The following is a 19,877-nucleotide window of genomic DNA, read 5'->3' on the forward strand; positions in this document are numbered from 1 at the left end:
TCGCTCTGCCCCGGTTCGGGACGGGACCACCCCACCCGAACCGCACCACCCACGCAACAGCAAGCCGCCCAACGAAACAGGCGTGCCATCAACCCACAGACGGCGCTGGCCGGTCTTTGATCAGCTGGCGGGGTCCGGGGCGGAGCCCCGAGCAGGAAACGGAACCCGAACGCCCAGTCAGTACAAGAACGCCCAGTCAGTACAAGGCAGAAGCGAGAGCCCGCCGAGCAGCGGCAACCCGGGGATCATCGGCGGGGAACAGCTCGAACAGCCCCACCAGGTGCTGCCGGACCCGATCCCGGTCCTCCCCGAACACCCGCCGGACAGCGGAGATCAACCGGGCGAAGGCCTCGTCCACCCTCTGCCCGGCGATCTCGGCATCGGCGGCGGCCAACTGGGCGTCGAGATCCTCGGGAGCGGCATCGGCCTTGGCGATGACGGCAGGGTCGACGGCCTCGGCCCGCTCGGCGAACCGGGCCTGCGCCAGACCTTCCCTGGCCAGCTCGTTGCCGGGCTCGGACGCGAGAACCTGCTCGTAGAAGCCCTGGGCGGCAGCGTAGTCCCCCGCCTCGAAGGCCTCCTCGGCAGCGACGATCCGGGGGTCCTCGACGACCTCTTCCTCGGCGACCCCGGTGGCCCGGGCCTCGCCGGCCCGAATCCCCGGCAGCCGCTCCCGCAGGGCGTCCAGCAGCCGGGCGATCCACGCCGACAACTCGGTGTCGGCGATCGCCCCCGCGAAGGCGTCGATCGGCTGACCGGCCGCGACGGCCACGGTGGTGGGCACGGACTGCACGCCGAACGCCTGCCCGATCCGGGGCGCCTGCTCCAGGTCGACGCGGGCGAGGATCCAGGCCCCGCCGGACCCGGTGGCGAACCGCGTCAGGGTGGCCGCCAGCGCCTGCGACTCGGGCGAGTAGGAGGCCCCGAGCAGCACGACGACCGGCACCTGCACCGACTGCTCGACGACGGTCTGGAAGGAGGCCTCCGTGACGTCCACGATCCACGGGACCGAGGACCCGTTGTCCACGGGGGCAGCAGCGGAGGCGGGCGCGGCGGCCGCCTGACGAGCCGCGTCGGCACGGGCCCTCAGGGCACCGAGGTCGACGGCGCCCGAGAGCGCGGCGGACAGTGCGGCGGTCTTGCGAGGATCAGGCCTTGTCACGTGTTCCATCCTGGCACGGCTAGTTCCCGGACCGGGTCCAGGGCCATCGGGTTGACGCGCATCGCCTCGTTGCCCGAAGCGATGCGTAGAGCGAGGGGTGTCATCAGTTCGACGAACCGCGACGTACCTGCGGTTCCCAGGGCCTCCCATGGTGCTGACGCGGCCGCATCGGTCGCGCTTTCCACCGCGGCGAGGTCTCCCGGCAGGCCGGCGACGGCCTCCCACTCCTGGAGGGTCCAACCACGCGCGGTCCGCATGTATGCCGGATCGAGCGAATGTTCGCGCGCGTAGAGGGCAAGCGCTTGGCACGGGCCGATGCCGTGGGCGACGAGAGCCGCCACGTGGCCGTCGCCGCGGGCTTCACGCAGGATCGTGCACGCGTGCCACAGCTCCAGGTGCGGTTCGGCGGGCCAGGGCAGCGCGCGGTTCGCGGCCGCCAGCGGACGCCCGCCCAGCGGTGCCGCCAGCGCGGCCTCCCGCCCCAACGCCGCCGCCTCGGCGATCTCCGGCGTGTCCACGTCGCCGAGCAACCGGCGCAGTGCCCCGTCGACCCCGGCGAGACGCGTGGCCAGGAACTCGGCGGGAGAGGCGACCGCCCACGCGTCGGGCAGGGCGCGGGCGACCATCCGCGGGGCGAAGGTGTAGAACACGGCGGAGACCAGCTCCGGTGACGCGGCTCCGAGCGGTGCCGCGCGCATGCCGAAGTAGCCCATCCAGCCGCCCCGGCAGCCCAGCGCGTCGGTCGCCGCGCGGGACTCGGGCGTGAAGTACGTGACGTCGTGATACGGCTCGAACCGCAACCACAGCTGTCTCGCTCGCACGCCCGACACGCTAACCCAGCCGGCGCCGCCGCACGGGCTCACTCACCGTGGCGGCGTAAGTGCGTTCGGCCATCCGAGGACGGCCGTCGGCGTGTTCACGGCGTGTCGGCGAGGTGCTCCTCGATCCGGTCGACCTTGGCCTTGAGCTGACCGGTGTGGCCGGGCCGGATGTCGGCCTTGAGCACGAGCGAGACCCGCGGTGCCGCGGCCTGCACCGCCTCGGTCGCCTTCTTCACGACGGCCATCACCTCGTCCCATTCGCCCTCGACCAACGTGAACATCGCGTTGGTCTCGTTGGGCAGGCCGGACTCCCGCACGACCCGCACCGCCTCGGCCACCGCCCGGGCCACGCTGCCCGACGAGTCCGAACCGGACGGAGCGACGCTGAACGCGACGAGCACACGTGCCTCCTGGTGATCCATCAGTTGTACTGACTGGTAGCTTCCGACCCATGACACCGCTGCCGTTCGACCCGATCGCCCGCGCGGCCGAGCTGTGGGACGACCGGGTGGGTTCCTCCACCTCGATGGCCGCCGTCACGAGCGTCATGCGTGTCCAGCAAATCATCCAGTCCGCCGTGGACGCAGCACTCAAGCCGCACGGGCTCACGTTCGCCCGCTACGAGGCGTTGGTGCTGCTGTACTTCTCCCGCAAGGGCGCCCTGCCGATGCGGGTGATGGGCGAGCGCCTGCAGCTGCACCCCACGAGCGTGACCAACATCGTCGACCGGCTCGAGACCGACGGCCTGGTCCGCCGCACCCCGCACCCGACCGACCGCCGCACGACGCTGGTCGAGATCACCGACGCCGGCCTGCAGCGCCGGGAGAGCGCGACCGCGGCGGTCGTCGAGGTCAACCTCGGCCTGAAGGGCCTCACCGACCGGCAGACCGAGCAGCTCACCGACCTGCTCGCGAAGGTCCGCCGGGCCAGCGGGGACTTCGAGGACTGAAATCCGGTTGAGCGCACGGCGATGATGGTCCGGTGACGGAACGGACGATCATCGCCCTGGTCAGCGCGCCGAGCGGGTTCGCGGGCCGCACCGCCCCCATCCCGGTCGGGACACCGCACTGGAACCACGTCGAACCGGTCAACGAGGTCCTGCGCGAGCTGCTCGGCGTCGAGACGAGCGTCCTGCGCCTGGTCTCGGCCGTGGGCGGGGTGGTCACCGACGGCGGCGTCGTCACCTACCACGTCGAGGCGCACGGCGAACCGGACCGCACCCACCTCGCCCCCGCGGACGAACCCGAGCCCGACGCCGAGCACCGGCTGCCGTACGCACGGCTCGGCGGGCCAGCGGAGCTGGTCGCCTGGGCCGACACGGTCGTCACCCGCACCGGCCCGGCGGCCCAGGTGCGGACGTGGAACCTCTCCAGCGTGCACCGGCTGCCCACCGCCGACGGGCCGGTGTGGCTGAAGGCCGTCCCGCCGTTCTTCGCCGACGAGGGCGCCGTGATCGAGATGGTCGCCGCGCACGATCCAGCGCTGGTGCCCGAGGTGCTGGCCAGAGCGCCGGGCAGGGTGCTGCTGAGCCACGCGGAGGGCGGCAACTGCCGGCACCTGACGGCCGAGGTGGTCGAACGGGTCGTGCCGCGCTGGGTCGCCGTGCAGAACGCGCTGGCGGGCGAACCCCGGCTGCCGTCGTCAGTGGTGCCGATGCCGTCGTTCGGGCTGCCGGACACGCTGGTGCACGGGGACTTCCACCCCGGCAACTGGCGCGACAGCGGTGTGGTCATCGACTGGTCCGACGCCGTCTGGGGGCATCCCGGTCTCGACGTGTGCCGGCTGATGTCGTTCGCCCCGGCGCTGAGCGACGTGATCAGCCGGGTGTGGAGCGAGGCCTGGCTCTCCCACCGCCCGGACAGCCGGCCGCTCGAAGCCCTCGACGCGGCGCGGCGCGCCTCGCACCTGCACACGGCCGTGCGCTACCAGGAGTTCCTGGACAACATCGAGTCCTCGGAGCGGATCTACCACCGCGACGACCCGGCGAACGAGCTGCGCGCGGCCCTGCGGCTGGTGACCGGATGACCGGCAGGAGCGTCATCGCCCTGGTCAGCGCGCCGAGCGGGTTCGCCGGCCGCACGGACCCGCTGCCGGTCCCGACCGCGGACTGGTACCACGTCGAACCGGTCAACGAGGTCCTCGAAGAGCTGCTCGGCGTGCCCACGCACGTGCTCCGGCTGGTCGGCGCGGAAGGCGGCAGGGCGCCCACGGGTGGCGTGGTGACCTACCACGTCGAGGCGCTCGGCGAACCGGACCGCACGACGCTGCACCCCGCCGAGGAGCCCGAGGCGGACGCGGAGTTCCGGCTGCCGTACGCCCGGCCGGGTGGTCCTTCAGAGCTCATCGCGTGGGCCGATTCGCAGGTCACGCGGACCGGCCCGGCGGTCCAGGTCCGCACGTGGAACCTCTCGACCGTGCTCCGGCTCCCCACCGCGACCGGCCCGGTGTGGCTGAAGTCGATCCCGCCGTTCTTCGCGGACGAAGGCGCGGTGATCGGGATGGTCGGCACGCACGACCCGTCACTGGTCCCGGACGTGATCGCATCGGCGCCGCAACGGGTCCTGCTCGCCGACGCACCGGGCGACAAGTGCTGGCCCGTCACGCCGGAGCACGTGGAGCTGATCGTGCCGCGCTGGGTGGCGGTGCAGAACGCGCTGGCCGGCGCGCCGCGCCTGCGCCCGACCGCCGTGCCGATGCCGTCGTTCGGGCTGCCGGACACGCTGACGCACGGCGACTTCCACCCCGGGAACTGGCGGCGCAGCGGAGAGGTCATCGACTGGTCCGACGCCGTCTGGGGGCATCCGGCGCTCGACGCGTGCCGGGTGCTGGAGTACGCCGATCCCGCGCTGCACGACCACATCCGGGCCGTGTGGAGCAGGGCGTGGCTCTCCCACCGCCCGGACAGCCGCCCGCTCGAAGCCCTCGACGTCGCCCGCCGCGCGGCACACCTGCACAACGCGGTGAAGTACCAGGTCTTCCTGGACAACATCGAGGAATCCGAGCGGATCTACCACCGGGGCGACCCGGAGGCGGAGCTCAGAGCTGTTCGGCGGTCTTCTCGGTGAGGCGGCCGGTCTTCGCGGCCCAGCGCTCGAAGATCACCGTGCCGAACGGCGGGATGCTCGACAGCAGGCCGATGACCAGCGTGCGCACGTCCCACTTGAGCGGGTCCCTCGCCATCAGCGTGACGAGGATGAAGGCCACGAAGACCGCGCCGTGGATCGGGCCGAAGATCTTCACGCCGATCTCGTTCTGCACGACGACGTACTTGAAGAACATCCCGAGCAGCAGCCCGGCCCAGGAGATCGCCTCGGCGAGGGCGAAGATGCGGAACCGTCCAACCGCGCTGGAGAACGTCATGGTTCTCCATGATGAACCGTGACCGTCGGCACACGACACGTGGGGTCTGTCCTATTCCTCCCATTTGAAGATTCGCGAGGCGACCAGCGCGACCACGAGCGTGAAACCGACGAGGATGGACGCGGGCAGCAGCAGCGCCTCGACTCCCTTGCCCCGCACCAGCACGTCGAGCATGCCGTCGTTCATGTGCCGCAACGGGAACGCCTTCGACACGGCCTGCAACCACGCGGGCGCCTGGTCGACCGGGAAGAACGTGCCGGACAGGAACGCCATCGGCAGCACCACGATGTTCGCCGCGGCCGACGCCGCCTCCTCCGTCTTGGCGAACGAGCCGACAAGCATGCCGAGTGCGAAGAACGCCACGGTTCCCAGCAGCAGCAACGGGATCGCGAGCCACCACTGGCCGGAGAGCTGCAACCCGAACAACGGCAGTGACGCGACGCCCACGAAGATCGCGCCCTGCACCAGCGCGACGCCGGCGCTCACCATGAGCCGCGACGACAGCACGGACGTCGCCGACACCGGTGCGAGCTGGATGCGGCGCAGCACCTGCTTGCGACGCCACGACACCAGCGTCAGGGCCGACCCGAACACCGCCGACACCGCGATGCCCCACGACAGGATGCCGGGCGTGAGGTACTGGATCGGCTTGAGCGAGGCGTCCTCGACCTTCTCCGCGCCGAACGTGAAGTGCGGCGGCTGGCCGGTCGCGGCGAGGTTCGCCTTGTCCACCACCCCGTTCACGATCCCGAGCACGGTCGCCGACTTGACCTGGTCGCTCTGCGCGTACCGCACGTCGACCTGCTGCCCGCGCACGACCAGGGCGGCGGGCAGGTCGCCGTCCTTCACCTTCTGCACGGCCGCGCTCTCGTCGGTGTAGGACTCGAACTCGAACGCGCCGCTGTCCTTCAGCGCCGCGACGATCGGGCCGTCGCCGACGAGGGCGATCTTGGTCTTGTCGGCGCCGACGTCGCGCAGGATCAGGCCGAAGATGACGAGGAACAGCAACGGGAACACGAAGGTGAAGAACAGGGTCGCCTTGTCGCGGACGAACCCCTTGAACATCGCGAGCGAGAGCGTCTGGAACGCGGTCATGCGCGGTACTCCCGTCCGGTGAGGTCGAGGAACACGTCCTCGAGGGTGGCGGTGCGGACCTGCAGGCCGTCGAGGGCGCCGCGGTCGGCGAGCTCGGACAGCACGGGAGCGGGCCGGCGCGTGGAGATGGTCAGCGAGACCTCGTTCTCCCGCACGTCCTCGACGCCGTCGATGGCGGCGGCGTCCTCGGCGGACAGCAGCCCCCGTTGCAGCGTCACGTGCGTCGGCGCGTCGAGGCCGCGTACCAGCACCGGCGGCGGGTCGAGCGCGAGGATCCTGCCGTGGTCCATGATGGCCACGCGGTCGCAGAGGATCTCGGCCTCGTCGAGGTAGTGCGTGGTGTAGACGATGGTCTTGCCGCGCTCCTTGATGGCGCGCAGCACGTCCCAGAGGTTGCGGCGCGCCTGCGGGTCGAGCGCGGCGGTCGGTTCGTCCAGGAACACGATGTCCGGGTCGTGCACCAGCGCGCACGCGATGGACAGGCGTTGCCGCTGGCCGCCGGAGAGCTTGTTCTCCCGCTCGTCGGCCTTGTCCGCGAGGCCGACCAGCTCCAGCATGTCCGCGGCCGTGCCGGGGCTCACGCCGTAGAGCGACCCGAACGTCTGCAGCTGCTCCTTCGCGGTCAGCTTCTCGAAGAACGCCGACGCCTGCAGCTGGACCCCGATGCGCGGCAACAGCTTCACGTTGCGCGGCCACGGGCTCTCGCCGAGCAGCCGCACCTCACCGCTGTCGGGTTTGCGCAGCCCCTCGACGATCTCCAGCGTGGTCGTCTTGCCCGCGCCGTTCGGCCCCAGGATGCCGAAGAACTCCCCCTGCGCCACGGTGAACGAGACGCCGTCCACCGCTTTCAGCTCGCCGTAGCTCTTGCGGACGTCCCGCACCACGACCGCCGATCGTTCCTCCGTCATGGACGAGACGGTAGGTCAGCGCCCGCGGGTCCGTGGGGCGGAAAGACGAAAGTCGAAGCCGGATCAAGACGAAGGGGTCACGTGCCCGCCGCCATCAGCGGATCGGCGGTGTGCACGTCGTTCAGCAGGCGCAGCGCCGTGGCGAACTGCTCGAACCTCGCCCGCGGCACGGCCGCGCGCACCTCGTTGATCATCTGCCACAGGTAGCGGTGCTCGAAGGTCTCGGCGGCCCGCGGCGAGGGGACCTCGGTGCGAACGTCCTCCGCGAACGTGAGCGCCACCGTCGCGGCGCGCAGGCACGCGGTCGCGAGCGTGACGCAGTCCTCGACGAGCGTGCGGTCGTCCTCGGCGCGCACGACGCCGTTGACCGCGAACCGGACGGCCTGCATCAGCGCGAGGTAGAGGCGCTGGCCCGCCACGGTGCGGTCGGGTGCCGGGCAGCCGGTCGCCGGGCCGGGCGTGAGCACCGTCATGCCGACCTGCGGGCGGCGCAGCACGTGGTCGAAGAGCGCGGTCGGCGCCCAGAGCAGGGTGCGCCAGGAGTCCTCGCAGATCGAGGTGCCGGACCTGGCCGCGTTCTCCTGCACGTCGAGGTAGGCGATCAGGACGCTCGAGAGGAACACGCCACCGCAGTCGCCACCGACGCGCACGACGCCGAAGCGTTCGTCGTCACCGGCGTCGAGGACCCCGTAGCCGGGCTTCCACTCGATCACGTCGCTGCTGGCGAGCACCACGCGGGCGAGCCGCTGGTGCACCGGCGACGCCGAGAGCACGGTGTCGTCGAGTCCCATCTGGACCAGCACCGACGCGGCGTGCTGCAACGCCTCGCGCCGCTGCGGCACGAGGTCGGGGTGCAGCAGCCGGAAAGGTTCCACGACGCCCCCACCCCTTCCACCGGTTGCACCCACGATGAACGGCGGGGCGCGGGAAGTCATCCGGAACGGCGCGGCGTTACGTCTCAGTTGGCGCGCGGGTCAGTTCGACAGCGCCCACGCGACGAGCTCGGCGCGCGAGGAGAGGTCGAGCGCCGTCCGCACGTTGTGCACATGGGACTCGACCGTGCGGTGCGAGATGCCCAGCGCGGCCGCGACCTGCGCGTTCGTCATGCCCCGCGCGACCAGCTCGACCACCACGCGCTGCCGGTCGCTGAGCACGGCCTCCTGCACGATCTCCTTGTCCAGCGCGGTTTCCAGGGTGTGCGTCACGTCCATCGCCCTGCCCGCGTTGAGCGCCCTGGTGAACGCCGCGCGGGACAGCGACTCCCGCGCGAGGTCCAGCGCGGCGGTCATCTTGCGCTGCCACCACGCCTCCGACGGCACGACCCAGTTCATCCGCATCTGCCGGCAGGCCGCGAGCAACCGCACGCCGACCTCGTGCCGGCCGGACAGCACGGCGACCAGGCCGCGCCCCTCGACCGACTCGATCATCACCCGCGGGATGTCCGCGGCCAGCCGCGCGCTCTCGGCGAACCGGGACCCCGCGGTCGCCAGGTCGCCGCGTTCCAGAGCGATGCAGCCCGACGTGTGCACGGCGATGGCCGCGACGTCCGGCCGCGCGTGCTGCTTGAGCACCGGCAGCGCGTCCTCGATCATGACGCCGGCCGCGTCGACGTCGCCCTGTTCGAGCAGCCACCAGCTGAGGTTCTGGCTGGACACGGCGACGCTCACGTCGTTGCCGTTGCGCTGCCCGTGCCGGATCGACTGGCGCAGCGCCCACGCCGTGTTCGGCACGTCGCCCGCGCTGTCGTGCGCGCTCGCGAGGGTGCGGTAGAGCCGGCACATGATCGACTGCTGGCCGCTGTCCTGCGCCGCCGAGACGGCCTCCACCGCGTACTTGACCGCCTCGTCGTGCCGTTCCTCGTGCACGGCCAGCAGAGACGCGTACTCGAGCGCGAGGACGCGGTAGCGGGCGTCGGCCGCCGTCTGGTGCAGCACCTGCATCAGCACGGCGCCCGCCTCCGCGAAGTAGCCGCGGTCGAAGCACACCCGCAGCAGCATCGTGGCGAGCATCAGCCGTCGTTCGTCCTGCGGCGCGACCAGGCGGTCGAACGCGTACGCCGCATTGTCGTACTCCTCGTGCTGCGCGTTCACCTGCTCCGGCGTGAGGATCGACGACGAGACACCGGGTTCGCCCTTCTCGCACAGCCAGCCGACGATCCGCTCGGCCGTCACGTCGCGCTCGCCGTGCTCGCCGAGCCGTTCCTCCGCGAAGAGCCGCACCGACTCGAGCATCCGGAACCGGCCGCCGTTCTCCCGCACCACCAGCGACTTGGCCTGCAACCCCATCAGCAGGTCGACCACCGGGCCGCCGTGCACGACCCTCGCGATCTCGAGCCCGAACCCGCCCGGCAGCAGGGCGAGCCTGCGGAAGAACTGCTTCTCGGCCGTGGTCAGCAGGTCGTGGCTCCACGACACGGCGGCGCGCAGGCTGCGGTGCCGCGCCTGCTCGCCGGCGTCGCTCAGCAGGTCCAGCCGGTGTTCGAGGCGGTGCACGAGCTCGTCGGGCGGCACGGACGCGGAGAGCTTCGCGGCCAGTTCCACCGCGAGCGGCACCCCGTCGAGCCGGGCGCAGATCGCGGCGACGGTCTCGGGGTCGCCGCCGGTCCCGGCCCGGGCGAGGAAGAGCCGGACGGCGTCCTCGTGCATGCCGTGCAGGGGGTAGACGACCTCGCCGGCGGCCCGCAGCGCCTCCCGGCTGGTCGCGAGGACCCGCACGTGCGGGCACCGCGCGAGGAGCGCGTCGACGACGGCGCAGCACTCCTCGACCACGTGCTCGCAGTTGTCGACGAGCAGCAGGACCCGGCGGTGCGCCAGTTCCTGGAGCAGGGTGGTCCGCAGCGAGACACCCGCGTGCTGGTACGCCCCAACGGCTTCCGCGAAGGCCTGCACCACCTGGTCGGCCCGGCTCAGCTTGCCGAGCTCGACCGTGCGCACCTCGGTGCGGCGGGCCCGCTTGGCCACCTCGACCGCGAGCCGCGTCTTGCCCACCCCGGCGGCGCCGACGACCGTGAGCACCCTGTGCTTGCGCAGCAACGAGGTCAGCTCGCCGAGCTCGCCCTCCCGGCCGACGAACGCGTCGTCGTACCCCGGCACCTCGGCGACCACAGTGGACGCCCCGGCGGAACGCCGGCGGTAGGCGCGCTGACGGCACGCGTTCGAGCAGTACCGCGCCCGCGACGGCATGGGCGCGAATTCCGTGCCGCAGCTCGCGCAGGTACCCATCGCCCGAGCCTACGGCCGTTCCCGCGTCTCAGTTCGAAAGTGTGTGGAGGTCGACCTCGAGAGTGGTGCCGGTCACCAGGTCGGCGAGCGCGATCCGGCCGTCCGGGCCCCCGCTCGTGCCGCCGCGGATCCGCCGGACGACCTGGGCCTTCGCCGAGTCGGCCGCCGGGGCCACGATGACGACGTCCTCGCCGTTCTCCAGGTGGACGACGGCTTTCCGGTACTTCGGCGCATGCGGGACGAACTCGCCCGTTCCCGGCACGGCCGGGTACATCCCGAGCGCGCTGAACACGTACCAGGCCGACATCGTGCCGAGGTCGTCGTTGCCCGTGACCCCGGCGGGCCCGTTGACGAAGAGCGTCTGCGCGGCCCGCACGACCACCGACGTCTTCTCCGGCCTGCCGATGAGGGCGTACATCCACGGCGCGTGCAGGTCCGGCTCGTTGTTCGGGTTGTACCGGAACTGGTTGTAGTACTCGTACGGCCCGACCACCCACTTCTCGCGGACCGTCCGCGCCGGGTCGCGCAGGAGGTCCTCGTAGGCGAAGAAGTCGTCGAGCCGCGCCTCCGCGGCGGCCGTGCCGCCCATCGCCGTGACGAGCCACTCGACGTCGTGCTGCGCGAGCCACTGGTACTGCCAGGCCGTGCCCTCGTGGAAGCCGTCCGGCCCCTGCGGGCTGTACGGGTTCAGCCAGTCGCCGTTGCCCAGCTTCGGCCGCGGGAAGCCGGTGAAGCCGCGGTCGGTGACGCTGCGATCCCACAGGGTGCGGTGGTTGCGGCTCCTCGTCCCGAGCCGTGCGGCGTCCTGCTCGTGGCCGAGTGCCGCCGCCATGATCGCCAGCGTGGCGTCGGCCAGCGCGTACTCCAGGGTCGCGGACGCGCCGTGGTGCGGGTCGGTGTCCTGTCCCTTCTTCGGGAAGCGCTTGTCGTACTGGACGAAGCCGCGGGAGAGGTAGCTCGGGTTGCCGGACCGGCCCTGGAAGCGCGAACCGGCCGGCGGAACGCCGTCCGCGTTCTGCACGAGCGCGGCGTAGGCCTGCTCCTCGAGGCCGTCGAGGTGCCCGAACCGCCAGAGGTCCACCAGGAACGGCGTCACCGGGTCACCGGTCATGCAGTTGGTCTCCTGGTTCGCGAACGCCCACCGCGGCAGCCACCCGCCCTGCTCGTGGATGGCGAGGACGCTCTTCGCGATGTCCTTGGAGCGCTGGGTGCGCAGCAGTGCCAGGAGCTGGTTGTGGGCGCGGTAGGTGTCCCACAGCGAGAAGTACTCGTAGTAGGTCCAGCCGTCGGCCCGGTGGACCCGGCCGTCGAACCCGCGGTACCGGCCGTCGGCGTCGCTGCCGGTGAGCGGCTGCAGCAGCACGTGGTAGAGCGCGGTGTAGAAGACCGTCCGCTCGTCCTGGTCGTCCGTCTCGATCTCGACACAGCCCAGCTCGTCGCGCCAGGCCTGCTGCGTCTCGGCCCGGACGTCGTCGAAGGTCTTGCCCCCGGTCTCCACCGCCAGGTTGTTCGCGGCGCCGTCCTGGTCCACTTGGGACAGTTCGGTGCGCGCCGTCACCGGGCCCGGGGTGAAGGTGACCCAGGCTCCCCGCAGGCCCTGTGCCCCGCTGCTCTGCCGATTGTCCGGCCTGGCGCCGGCCGGGTCCCAGGTGCCGAAGGTGTCGAAGGGGCGGTCGAACTCCGTCGTGAAGTGCGTCAGGTAGGGGCCGCCACCGCAGAACGCCTGCGTCTGCACCGTCCCGGTGATCGTGCGGTCGCCCACGATCCGGACGGAGCCGGCGCTGACCGGTTCCTTGTCGTTGGCCTGGCCCACGTTGACCAGGAGCGTGCCGCGCACCCCGCCGGGCCAGGTGTAGCGCTCGACGCCGACCCTGGTGGTGGCGGTGCACTCCACCGTGATGTCGCCGGCCAGCTCGACCCTGTAGTAGCCCGGTTCGCCCACCTCGCCCGCGTGGTCGTAGGTGGCGGCGTAGTTCCTGTGGTCGAAGGACGCCGGGAGCGTCGTGACGGGGAGGATCGGGACGAGGCCGCCCTGCTCCCAGCAACCCGCGCCGGACAGGAAGAAGTGGCCGAAACCGCGGATCTGCCGGTCGTCGTAGCGGTAGCCGGCGTAGTGGGCGGTGATCGGGCTGGAGTGGGTCTTGCCGAAGGGGGTGGAGGCTCCCGGGAAGGTGTTGCCCTCGTCCTTCGTGCCGATGAAGGTGTTGACCGACTCGATGGGGTCCAGTGCTTCCACCTGGTTCAGGGTAGGGCGGTCGGGCGGGGGTCGCGAGTGCCGGCGCGGGTGCCGTTGTGGTGGCAGGTTCCGGGGTGGGTTGCCTGCGGGTTCCGGCGTGGTCGCCGTGCTCGGGGCCGTGCGTGTTCCAGCGTGCTCCTGCACCTCTGCCGAAATGCGTGTGTTCATCGCCGCTGGCGCGTCGATGGCGATCGGGGCTTGACTTCGGGGCCCTTGCGAGGTGCTGGGTCGGCCGGAAAAGGCCGGACGCTTCGCGACCGGCCGAGCCACGAGTGGTGGCACCTCGTACCCGAAGTCAAGCCCCGATCGCAAAACCTGGGGCTCTACCGCTGCGGCGATGGAGCAAGGGAAGACGGCTCGCCTTCGGCATCGCTTGGAGCGGGGCCGTGGTCGCCTTGCTCCGGCACGTTCCCGCTCGTGGGGCCCGGGCCGGGGTGCCGCCGTCGCTGACAGCAACCCGGCCCGGGGGTCTTCGGCCGGGCCGCGCTACCGGCGGGCGCCCAGGAAGAGGTTGCCCTCGGTCGAGAGGTAGTGGCTCGTGTAGTCGAAGCGGCGTGCGTCGCCGAAGATCAGCCAGTAGTACTTCAGCTGTTCCGACCACCAGTAGCCCGGGCAGAAGTCGCCCTTCGCGCCCGTGGTCACGTCCGTCAGGATCGTGTAGCCGTAGGTGGTGCGGGAGGTGCGCTTCATCTCCTGGTAGTGGCGGTGGGCCCGTTCGCGGTACAGCTCGTCGCGGGTGGCCAGCCACAGGAAGAAGGCGCCGTCCGCGTACTCCGGGCGGAGCTGGTTGCCGGCCGAGGTCGGGCGCAGCGAGGTGTAGTCGATGCCCTCCGGCAGGACGCCGTAGCGGTCCTGCACGGCCGTCCACGAGTCGTGGTAGGCGCGGCCCCTGGCGATGTCACCGCTTTCGGCGAACAGGCCGCCGAAGAACGACGCCAGTTCGCTTTGGGTCCGGGAGTCGCGGCGGGCCGTGAAGGCGTCCACCGGGGAGAACCACAGGCGGCCGTTCACCACGTCCGTCTGGTGGCGCAGGACCGCCTTCAGCAGGACGTCCCACCACGCCTTGAGGTCGCGGTCGCCGAAGAGGTGCCAGCCGTCCCAGAGGTACTCGTAGAACGAGTCCGCGGGTGGGCCGATGGTGGTGTAGCGGTTGCGCCAGGCTCCCGTTTCGGCGTGCACGTCCCACGGCAGGAGGTTGTAGGAGGTGCGCTTGTCGTAGGCGTACTTCATCGCCTTCTTGGCCGCGTCGTAGTACTTGCGGTCGCCGGTCCACTTCGAGAGCGAGCCGAACTCGGTGATGTAGGTGCCGGTCTCCGCCAGGTTCGTCTCGGGGGACGAGACGGCGCCCGTGCGGAGGTTCACGTAGCGGTACGGGATGCCGGTGGGCGACTTCGTGAAGGCCACGAGCAGGCGGTCGCCCAGGTCCCGGGCCAGCGCGAGGAGGGCCGCGTCGCCGCTCACGTGGTAGGCGGAGAGCAGGCCGCCGAGCAGGCGGATGTTGGTCTCGAAGACCTGGAAAGGCGCGTCCACGTCGAAGTCCAGGCTGGCCTTCACCCAGGCGACGCCCTGGGCGAACTCGGCGTCGAGTTCCATGAGCCACAACGTGTCCAGCGCCTCGACGACCGTCAGGCCCATCGGGTGGCCGGGGACGAAGAACTCCTCCGAGGTGCCCGAGACCGGCTTGATCTGGTCGTGGCCGAACGCGCGGTCCACATAGGACTTCCACGCCCAGCGGGTCTCGGCGCGGACGTCCTCCGCCACCGCGCGCCAGCCGCCGGGTGGCGGGGCGAGAGCGGTCGCGGAGCGGGACGGGGCCTCCGCGCCGGTGACGCCGGCGGGAGGTGCGGATGACGGTTGAGCTGCAGCAACACCCGGCACGCCGGCCAACCCGGCGGCACCGAGGAGGCCGAGAACGCTGCGACGCGGCAGGTCACGCATGAGCTTCGCTCCCCTCGTGCACTGACAACGCTGTCCGTCACCGAATCATCGCGGAGCGCGCACGGGCGAGGTCAAGACCAGTGCCGCCACTTGTCCGGTTCCGGACACCGGGATGGGAAAAGCGTGCGGCCTCGACCGGCCCCGCAGCGGTTGACAAGGGCGTAAAGCCGGGGTGAGATACGGCCACTATGACAACGTTGTCCCCCAGCGGCCCCATCGCCGGTCAGCGCAAGGTCCGCCGCGCGACGATGAACGACGTCGCGCGGCTGGCGGGCGTGAGCATCAAGACCGTCTCGCGCGTGGTCAACGACGAGCCGGGTGTGCACCCGTCCACCGCCGAGCGCGTGCTGGCGGCCATCGACCAGCTCGGGTTCCGGAGGAACCTGAGTGCCCGCAACCTGCGCCGGGGGTCGTCCACCGGCACGATCGGGCTGGTGCTGGAGGACGTCGGCAACCCGTTCTACTCCGGCGTGACCCGTGCTGTCGAGGAAATCGCCCGTCTGCGCGGCAGACAGGTGATCTCGGGGTCCTCCGACGAGGACCCCGGCCGTGAGCGCGAGCTGGCGCTCGAGTTCTGCAGCCGCCGGGTCGACGGGCTGCTGATCGTGCCCGCCGGTCTGCAGCACAGCTACCTCGTGCCCGAGATGCGCGCCGGGACGCCCGTGGTGTTCCTCGACCGGCCCGCGGGCGACGTCGTGGCCGACACCGTGCTGGTGGACAACATCGGCGGCACCGTCGAGGCCGTCACGCACCTCGCCTCGCACGGGCACCGCCGCATCGCGTTCCTCGGGGACGCGCCGGACATCTTCACCGCCAACGAGCGCCTGCGCGGCTACCGCGAGGGCTGCGTGCGCGCGGGCATCGGCTACCACGAGGAGCTCGTGGTCATGGGGCCGCACGACGAGAGCAGCGTCGGCGCCACGCTGCACCGGTTGCGGACCATGCGCGAGCCCGCCACCGCGATCGTGGCCGGCAACAACCGCATCACCGTCTACATCCTGCGTTCGCTCGCCGGGACCACCGAACGCCCCGCCCTGGTGGGCTTCGACGACTTCGAGCTCGCCGACCTGCTGTCGCCGCCGGTGACCGTGATCGCGCACGACGCGAGCGCGCTCGGCAAGGCCGCCACCGATTTGTTGTTCGCCCGACTGGACGGCGACAACTCACCACCGCGCCGCGTCGTGCTGCCGGTGCGCTTGGTGCCACGAGGATCCGGGGAGGTCCACGCGTGAGTTCTGGTGTGCTCCACCAGCCTGTCAACCTGCCTGCCAACCAGCCGAAGCAGTTCTACCGCGGCGGTGAGGCGATCGCCGCGCTGCGCGGCGGGACGAGCGGCGACTTCGGTCCCGAGGACTGGGTGGCGTCGACGACGACGCTCTACGGTCGCAGTGACGCCGGGTTGACGACGTTGCCGAACGGGGTCCTGCTGCGCGACGCCGTCGAGGCGGACCCGGCGGGATGGCTCGGCCACGACCACGTCGAGAAGTTCGGCGCGGACACCGCCCTGCTCGTCAAGCTGCTCGACGCGGGCCAGCGTCTGCCGGTGCACTGCCACCCGTCGAACGCGTTCGCGTCCTCGCACCTGAACTGCCGCCACGGCAAGACGGAGGCGTGGATCGTCGTCGGCACGACCGGCTCGGACCCGACCGTCTACATCGGATTCCGCGACGACGTGCCCGCGGCGACCGTCGCGCAGTGGGTCGCCACGCAGGACACGAAGTCGATGCTCGACGCGCTGAACCCGGTCTGCGTCCGGCCCGGCGACACGGTGTTCGTGCCCGCCGGCGTGCCGCACGCGATCGGCGAGGGCGTCTTCATCGTCGAGCTGCAGCAGCCCACGGACTTCTCGGTGACGCTGGAGTGGCAGGGTTTCCTCGCCAACGGCGACATCGGCCACCTGGGCCTCGGCTACGACGTCGCGCTGGACTGCGTCGACCGCGACGGCTGGAGCGGGCGGCTCGACCAGCTCGTGCGCCAGACGTCCGAGAAGTGGGCGCCGTCGGTCGACCTGCTCGGCGCCGACGCCAACCCGTTCTTCCAGGCCGACCGCCTGCACGTGGAGGGCTCCTTCGCACTGGAGCCGTCCTTCGCCGTGGTGGTGGTGCTGGAGGGCTCCGGCCAGCTCGGTGGGCTGGAGGTGCGCAAGGGCAGCACCGTCGTCGTGCCGCACGCGGCCGGCGAGCTGGGGCTGACCGGTGACCTAGTGGCGATCCGCTGCCGTCCGCCTGTTCTGTCCACTGTGGAGGACATATCGCGATGACCCGGCCGCTGCTGGAAGCGCGTGATCTCACGAAGAGCTACGGCACCGTGGAGGCTCTCCGCGGTGCCTCGTTCACCGCCTACCCCGGCGAGGTCGTGTCGCTGATCGGCGACAACGGCGCGGGCAAGTCGACCCTGGTCAAGTGCCTGTCCGGGGTCGAGCAGCCCACCGGCGGCACGCTGCTGCTCGACGGCGAGCCGCTGCACCTCGACTCCCCCAACGACGCCCGCGACCGCGGCATCGAGACGGTGTTCCAGGACCTCGCGGTCGCGCCGGACCTCGACCCGGCGGCGAACATGTTCCTGGGCAGGGAGATCCTCAAGCCCGGGCTCCTGGGCCTGCTCGGCGTCCTCGACAAGAAGGCGATGCGCCGCCAGGCCGCCGAGCACTTCACGAAGTTCGGCGCCACGCTGCAGAGCATCGACGTGCCGATCGCGGCGCTGTCGGGCGGTCAGCGCCAGTCCGTCGCCGTCGCCCGGTCGGTCGCCTGGGCGTCGAAGCTCGTGTTCATGGACGAACCGACCGCCGCACTCGGCGTGGTGCAGCGCGAACGCGTGCTCGAGGTGATCAAGCGCGTGCGCGACGAGGGTGTCGCGGTGGTGCTGATCTCGCACAACATGCCCGAGGTGCTGTCGGTCTCCGACCGCGTCGAGGTGCTGCGCCTCGGCCGGCGCGTGGCCCGGTTCCGCGCCGCGGACACCAGCGTGGAAGAGCTCGTCGGGGCGATGACCGGCGCGCTGACCCAGGAGGACGCCGCATGACGACCGAGAAGAAGACAACGTTGTCATCTTCATCGGACGAGCAGCGGACACCGTTGCTCAAGCGGGTGACCGGTGCCAACACGCTGTGGATCGGCCTGGTGCTGCTGGTGCTGGTCGCCGTGTTCGGCGCGATCCGCCCGGACGCGATCTTCCAGGTGACCACGCTGCAGTTCCTGCTCGCGGAGACCGCCGTGCTGCTGGTGCTGTCGGTCGGCATGACGTTCGTGATCATCACCTCCGGCATCGACCTGTCCGTGGGCTCGGTGCTGGTGTTCGCGTCCGTCAGCTCCGCGCTCGCGATGAACGCGGTGTCCGGCGGCGACGCGACGAACGCGGGCTGGGGCGTGATCGCGTTCGGCCTGCTGGTCGCGGTCGTCAGCGGTGCCGTCTGGGGGCTGCTCAACGGGTTGCTGATCTCGCGGGCGAAGATCCCGCCGCTGATCGTGACGCTGGGCTCGTTCGGCGCGGCGCAGGGCGCGGCCCTGTTGCTGAACAACGGTTCCAACGTCTCGGGCATCCCGGACAAGCTGAACCGCACCTTCGGCTCCGGCACGTACTTCGGCATCCCGAACATCGTGATCGTGGCCGCGGTCGTCACCGCGCTGGGCGCACTCCTGTTGTCCACCACGCGCTTCGGCCGCTACACCTACGCGGTCGGCTCGAACGAGGAGGCGGCCCGCCGGGTCGGCATCTCGGTGCGCGGCCACCTCACGAAGGTGTACCTGCTCGCCGGCACGCTGGCGGGCCTCGCGGGGTTCATGGGCAACGCGTTCTTCCGCGTCGCGGTCGTCACCGGCCACGAGACGGACAACCTGAACGCGATCGCCGCCGTGGTCCTGGGCGGCACGAGCATCTTCGGCGGCACGGGTTCGGCGCTGGGCACGGTGTTCGGCGTGTTCATCCCCGCGGTGCTGGAGAAGGGCCTCGTGATCATCGGGGTCAAGGAGTTCTGGCAGCCGATCGCCGTGGCGATCGTGCTGGTGGCCGCCGTGTGGCTGGACCAGACGCGGCGCCGGGCGCGCAACCAACGCTAAGGGAAAGGGTGCTGGACCAATGAAGATCCGCTCCGCAGTGGCCGTCTCGGCCGCGTTCCTCCTCGCCGCGTGTGGCGGCGGTGGCCAGATCGGCGACTCGAACTCGGGCAACACCGCCGCGAACAAGAAGCTGGTGCTCATCCCCGGCATCACCGCGGAACCGTTCTACATCTCGATGCAGTGCGGCTTCACCGAAGCGGCGAAGGCCGCGGGCTACGAGGTGGACACCCAGGCCCCCGCGAAGTTCGACGCGGCCCAGCAAACCCCCATCGTCACGGGCATCCTGGCCTCGAAGCCGGCGGCGGTCCTGATCGCCCCGACCGACGACAAGGCCATGGCGGGCCCGATGAAGCAGCTCAAGGACGCGGGCATCAAGGTCGTCGAGGTGGACACGAAGCTCCAGGACACCTCGATCGCCCTGTCGTCCATCTCCTCGAACAACGAGCAGGGCGGCAAACTGGCAGCCGAGACCCTGAACAAACTGGCGGCGGGCAAGTCGGGCTCGGTCCTGGTCCTGAACACGAAGGCGGGCACCTCCACCACCGACGCCCGAGCGAAGGGCTTCGAGGAAGCCATCAAGGCCTTCCCGAACCTCAAGTACATCGGCCAGCAGTACACGGACAACGAACCGGCGACCGCAGCCTCGAAGGTGACGGCGACCCTGGCCGCGAACCCGGACCTGATCGGCGTCTTCGCCACGAACCTGAACACGGGTGAAGGCGCGGCAACGGGCCTGCGCAACGCGGGCAAGACCGGCACGGTGAACCTGGTCGGCTTCGACGCCTCCCCGAAGCAGGTGGAGGACCTGAAGGCGGGCACCGTACAGGCGCTGATCGCCCAGGACCCCGCCACGATCGGCAAACAGGGCGTGGAACAGGCGATCGCGGCGATCGAGGGCAAGGAGAACAAGCGCAACATCGAGACGGACCTGGTGGCGATCACGAAGGACGACGCCCAGGCCAACGAGAAGTACTTCTACAAGCAGTCCTGCTAACGCGAAGCCGAAGGCGAGCAGCGAAGCCGAAGGCGAGCAGCGAAGCCGAAAGCGAGCTTGCTTTTGCTTTTGAGCGCAGCTCTCAGC

At 70.9% G+C, this 19,877-nt stretch carries 18 protein-coding genes; 8 read left to right on the top strand and 10 right to left on the bottom strand.

The genetic code is table 11. From position 1 onward, the window contains the following. Nucleotides 1-196 precede the first annotated feature (196 nt). The 3 genes from ACFWGZ_RS26640 to ACFWGZ_RS26650 all read right to left on the bottom strand — a co-directional run bounded on the left by ACFWGZ_RS26640 (nucleotide 197) and on the right by ACFWGZ_RS26650 (nucleotide 2,384). Nucleotides 197-1,162 (bottom strand): tetratricopeptide repeat protein, encoded by a 966-nt coding sequence (locus tag ACFWGZ_RS26640; RefSeq protein ID WP_382454304.1) that lies wholly within the window; start codon nucleotides 1,160-1,162, stop codon nucleotides 197-199. Next, nucleotides 1,159-1,983: a hypothetical protein gene (locus ACFWGZ_RS26645; protein ID WP_382454305.1), complete on the bottom strand. Its 825-nt coding sequence runs from the start codon at nucleotides 1,981-1,983 to the stop codon at nucleotides 1,159-1,161. The genes ACFWGZ_RS26640 and ACFWGZ_RS26645 overlap by 4 nt, the downstream gene beginning before the upstream one ends. A 95-nt stretch (nucleotides 1,984-2,078) precedes the next feature. Next, nucleotides 2,079-2,384, bottom strand: a complete 306-nt coding sequence (locus tag ACFWGZ_RS26650; protein ID WP_382454320.1) for an MTH1187 family thiamine-binding protein — start codon at nucleotides 2,382-2,384, stop codon at nucleotides 2,079-2,081. Nucleotides 2,385-2,434: 50 nt separating this feature from the next. On the opposite strand from ACFWGZ_RS26650, the gene ACFWGZ_RS26655 reads away from it, so the two are divergent. From ACFWGZ_RS26655 to ACFWGZ_RS26665, 3 genes are read left to right on the top strand one after another with little or no spacing between them, the layout of a single operon-like run. Next, nucleotides 2,435-2,932: a MarR family winged helix-turn-helix transcriptional regulator gene (locus ACFWGZ_RS26655; protein WP_382454306.1), complete on the top strand. Its 498-nt coding sequence runs from the start codon at nucleotides 2,435-2,437 to the stop codon at nucleotides 2,930-2,932. A 32-nt stretch (nucleotides 2,933-2,964) separates the two neighbouring features. Continuing rightward, nucleotides 2,965-4,008 carry a phosphotransferase gene (locus tag ACFWGZ_RS26660; RefSeq protein WP_382454307.1) on the top strand — a complete coding sequence of 348 codons (1,044 nt, stop codon included), beginning with the start codon at nucleotides 2,965-2,967 and terminating at the stop codon, nucleotides 4,006-4,008. Beyond that, nucleotides 4,005-5,048, top strand: coding sequence for a phosphotransferase (locus tag ACFWGZ_RS26665; RefSeq protein WP_382454308.1), 1,044 nt, complete (start codon nucleotides 4,005-4,007; stop codon nucleotides 5,046-5,048). Before ACFWGZ_RS26660 ends, ACFWGZ_RS26665 begins: the two co-directional genes overlap by 4 nt. Here ACFWGZ_RS26665 and ACFWGZ_RS26670 read toward each other — a convergent pair. The 7 genes from ACFWGZ_RS26670 to ACFWGZ_RS26700 all read right to left on the bottom strand — a co-directional run bounded on the left by ACFWGZ_RS26670 (nucleotide 5,020) and on the right by ACFWGZ_RS26700 (nucleotide 14,741). Next, the gene (locus ACFWGZ_RS26670; RefSeq protein ID WP_382454309.1) at nucleotides 5,020-5,343 is read right to left on the bottom strand and encodes a DUF3817 domain-containing protein; all 324 of its coding nucleotides are present in this window, start codon (nucleotides 5,341-5,343) and stop codon (nucleotides 5,020-5,022) included. The two genes, ACFWGZ_RS26665 and ACFWGZ_RS26670, sit on opposite strands and share 29 nt — an antisense overlap. A gap of 51 nt (nucleotides 5,344-5,394) precedes the next feature. After that, nucleotides 5,395-6,438 carry an ABC transporter permease gene (locus tag ACFWGZ_RS26675; RefSeq protein WP_382454310.1) on the bottom strand — a complete coding sequence of 348 codons (1,044 nt, stop codon included), beginning with the start codon at nucleotides 6,436-6,438 and terminating at the stop codon, nucleotides 5,395-5,397. Then, complete coding sequence (locus tag ACFWGZ_RS26680) at nucleotides 6,435-7,346, bottom strand: ATP-binding cassette domain-containing protein (RefSeq protein ID WP_382454311.1); 912 nt, start codon at nucleotides 7,344-7,346, stop codon at nucleotides 6,435-6,437. The genes ACFWGZ_RS26675 and ACFWGZ_RS26680 overlap by 4 nt, the downstream gene beginning before the upstream one ends. Nucleotides 7,347-7,423: 77 nt before the next feature. After that, nucleotides 7,424-8,221, bottom strand: a complete 798-nt coding sequence (locus ACFWGZ_RS26685; protein WP_382454312.1) for a hypothetical protein — start codon at nucleotides 8,219-8,221, stop codon at nucleotides 7,424-7,426. Between the two features lie 99 nt (nucleotides 8,222-8,320). Beyond that, entirely contained in the window at nucleotides 8,321-10,567 is a 2,247-nt protein-coding gene (locus ACFWGZ_RS26690; RefSeq protein WP_382454313.1) for an ATP-binding protein, read from the bottom strand. Between the two features lie 28 nt (nucleotides 10,568-10,595). Next, the gene (locus ACFWGZ_RS26695; RefSeq protein ID WP_382454314.1) at nucleotides 10,596-12,803 is read right to left on the bottom strand and encodes a GH92 family glycosyl hydrolase; all 2,208 of its coding nucleotides are present in this window, start codon (nucleotides 12,801-12,803) and stop codon (nucleotides 10,596-10,598) included. 486 nt (nucleotides 12,804-13,289) lie between these two features. Next, on the bottom strand, nucleotides 13,290-14,741 hold the full coding sequence (locus ACFWGZ_RS26700; protein ID WP_382454315.1) for a glycoside hydrolase family 47 protein: 1,452 nt from the start codon (nucleotides 14,739-14,741) through the stop codon (nucleotides 13,290-13,292). A 248-nt stretch (nucleotides 14,742-14,989) separates the two neighbouring features. Between ACFWGZ_RS26700 and ACFWGZ_RS26705 the strand changes: the two genes are divergently transcribed. From ACFWGZ_RS26705 to ACFWGZ_RS26725, 5 genes are read left to right on the top strand one after another with little or no spacing between them, the layout of a single operon-like run. Next, nucleotides 14,990-15,973, top strand: coding sequence for a LacI family DNA-binding transcriptional regulator (locus tag ACFWGZ_RS26705; protein ID WP_382454321.1), 984 nt, complete (start codon nucleotides 14,990-14,992; stop codon nucleotides 15,971-15,973). After that, nucleotides 15,970-17,001: a class I mannose-6-phosphate isomerase gene (locus tag ACFWGZ_RS26710; protein WP_382454316.1), complete on the top strand. Its 1,032-nt coding sequence runs from the start codon at nucleotides 15,970-15,972 to the stop codon at nucleotides 16,999-17,001. The genes ACFWGZ_RS26705 and ACFWGZ_RS26710 overlap by 4 nt, the downstream gene beginning before the upstream one ends. Beyond that, nucleotides 16,998-17,762: an ATP-binding cassette domain-containing protein gene (locus ACFWGZ_RS26715; RefSeq protein ID WP_382454317.1), complete on the top strand. Its 765-nt coding sequence runs from the start codon at nucleotides 16,998-17,000 to the stop codon at nucleotides 17,760-17,762. Before ACFWGZ_RS26710 ends, ACFWGZ_RS26715 begins: the two co-directional genes overlap by 4 nt. Further along, on the top strand, nucleotides 17,759-18,796 hold the full coding sequence (locus tag ACFWGZ_RS26720) for an ABC transporter permease (RefSeq protein ID WP_382454318.1): 1,038 nt from the start codon (nucleotides 17,759-17,761) through the stop codon (nucleotides 18,794-18,796). The genes ACFWGZ_RS26715 and ACFWGZ_RS26720 overlap by 4 nt, the downstream gene beginning before the upstream one ends. Before the next feature lie 19 nt (nucleotides 18,797-18,815). Next, nucleotides 18,816-19,790: an ABC transporter substrate-binding protein gene (locus tag ACFWGZ_RS26725; protein WP_382454319.1), complete on the top strand. Its 975-nt coding sequence runs from the start codon at nucleotides 18,816-18,818 to the stop codon at nucleotides 19,788-19,790. Nucleotides 19,791-19,877: the final 87 nt, after the last annotated feature.

This window comes from Lentzea sp. NPDC060358, from assembly GCF_042725365.1.
Classification (GTDB): Bacteria; Actinomycetota; Actinomycetes; order Mycobacteriales; family Pseudonocardiaceae; genus Lentzea.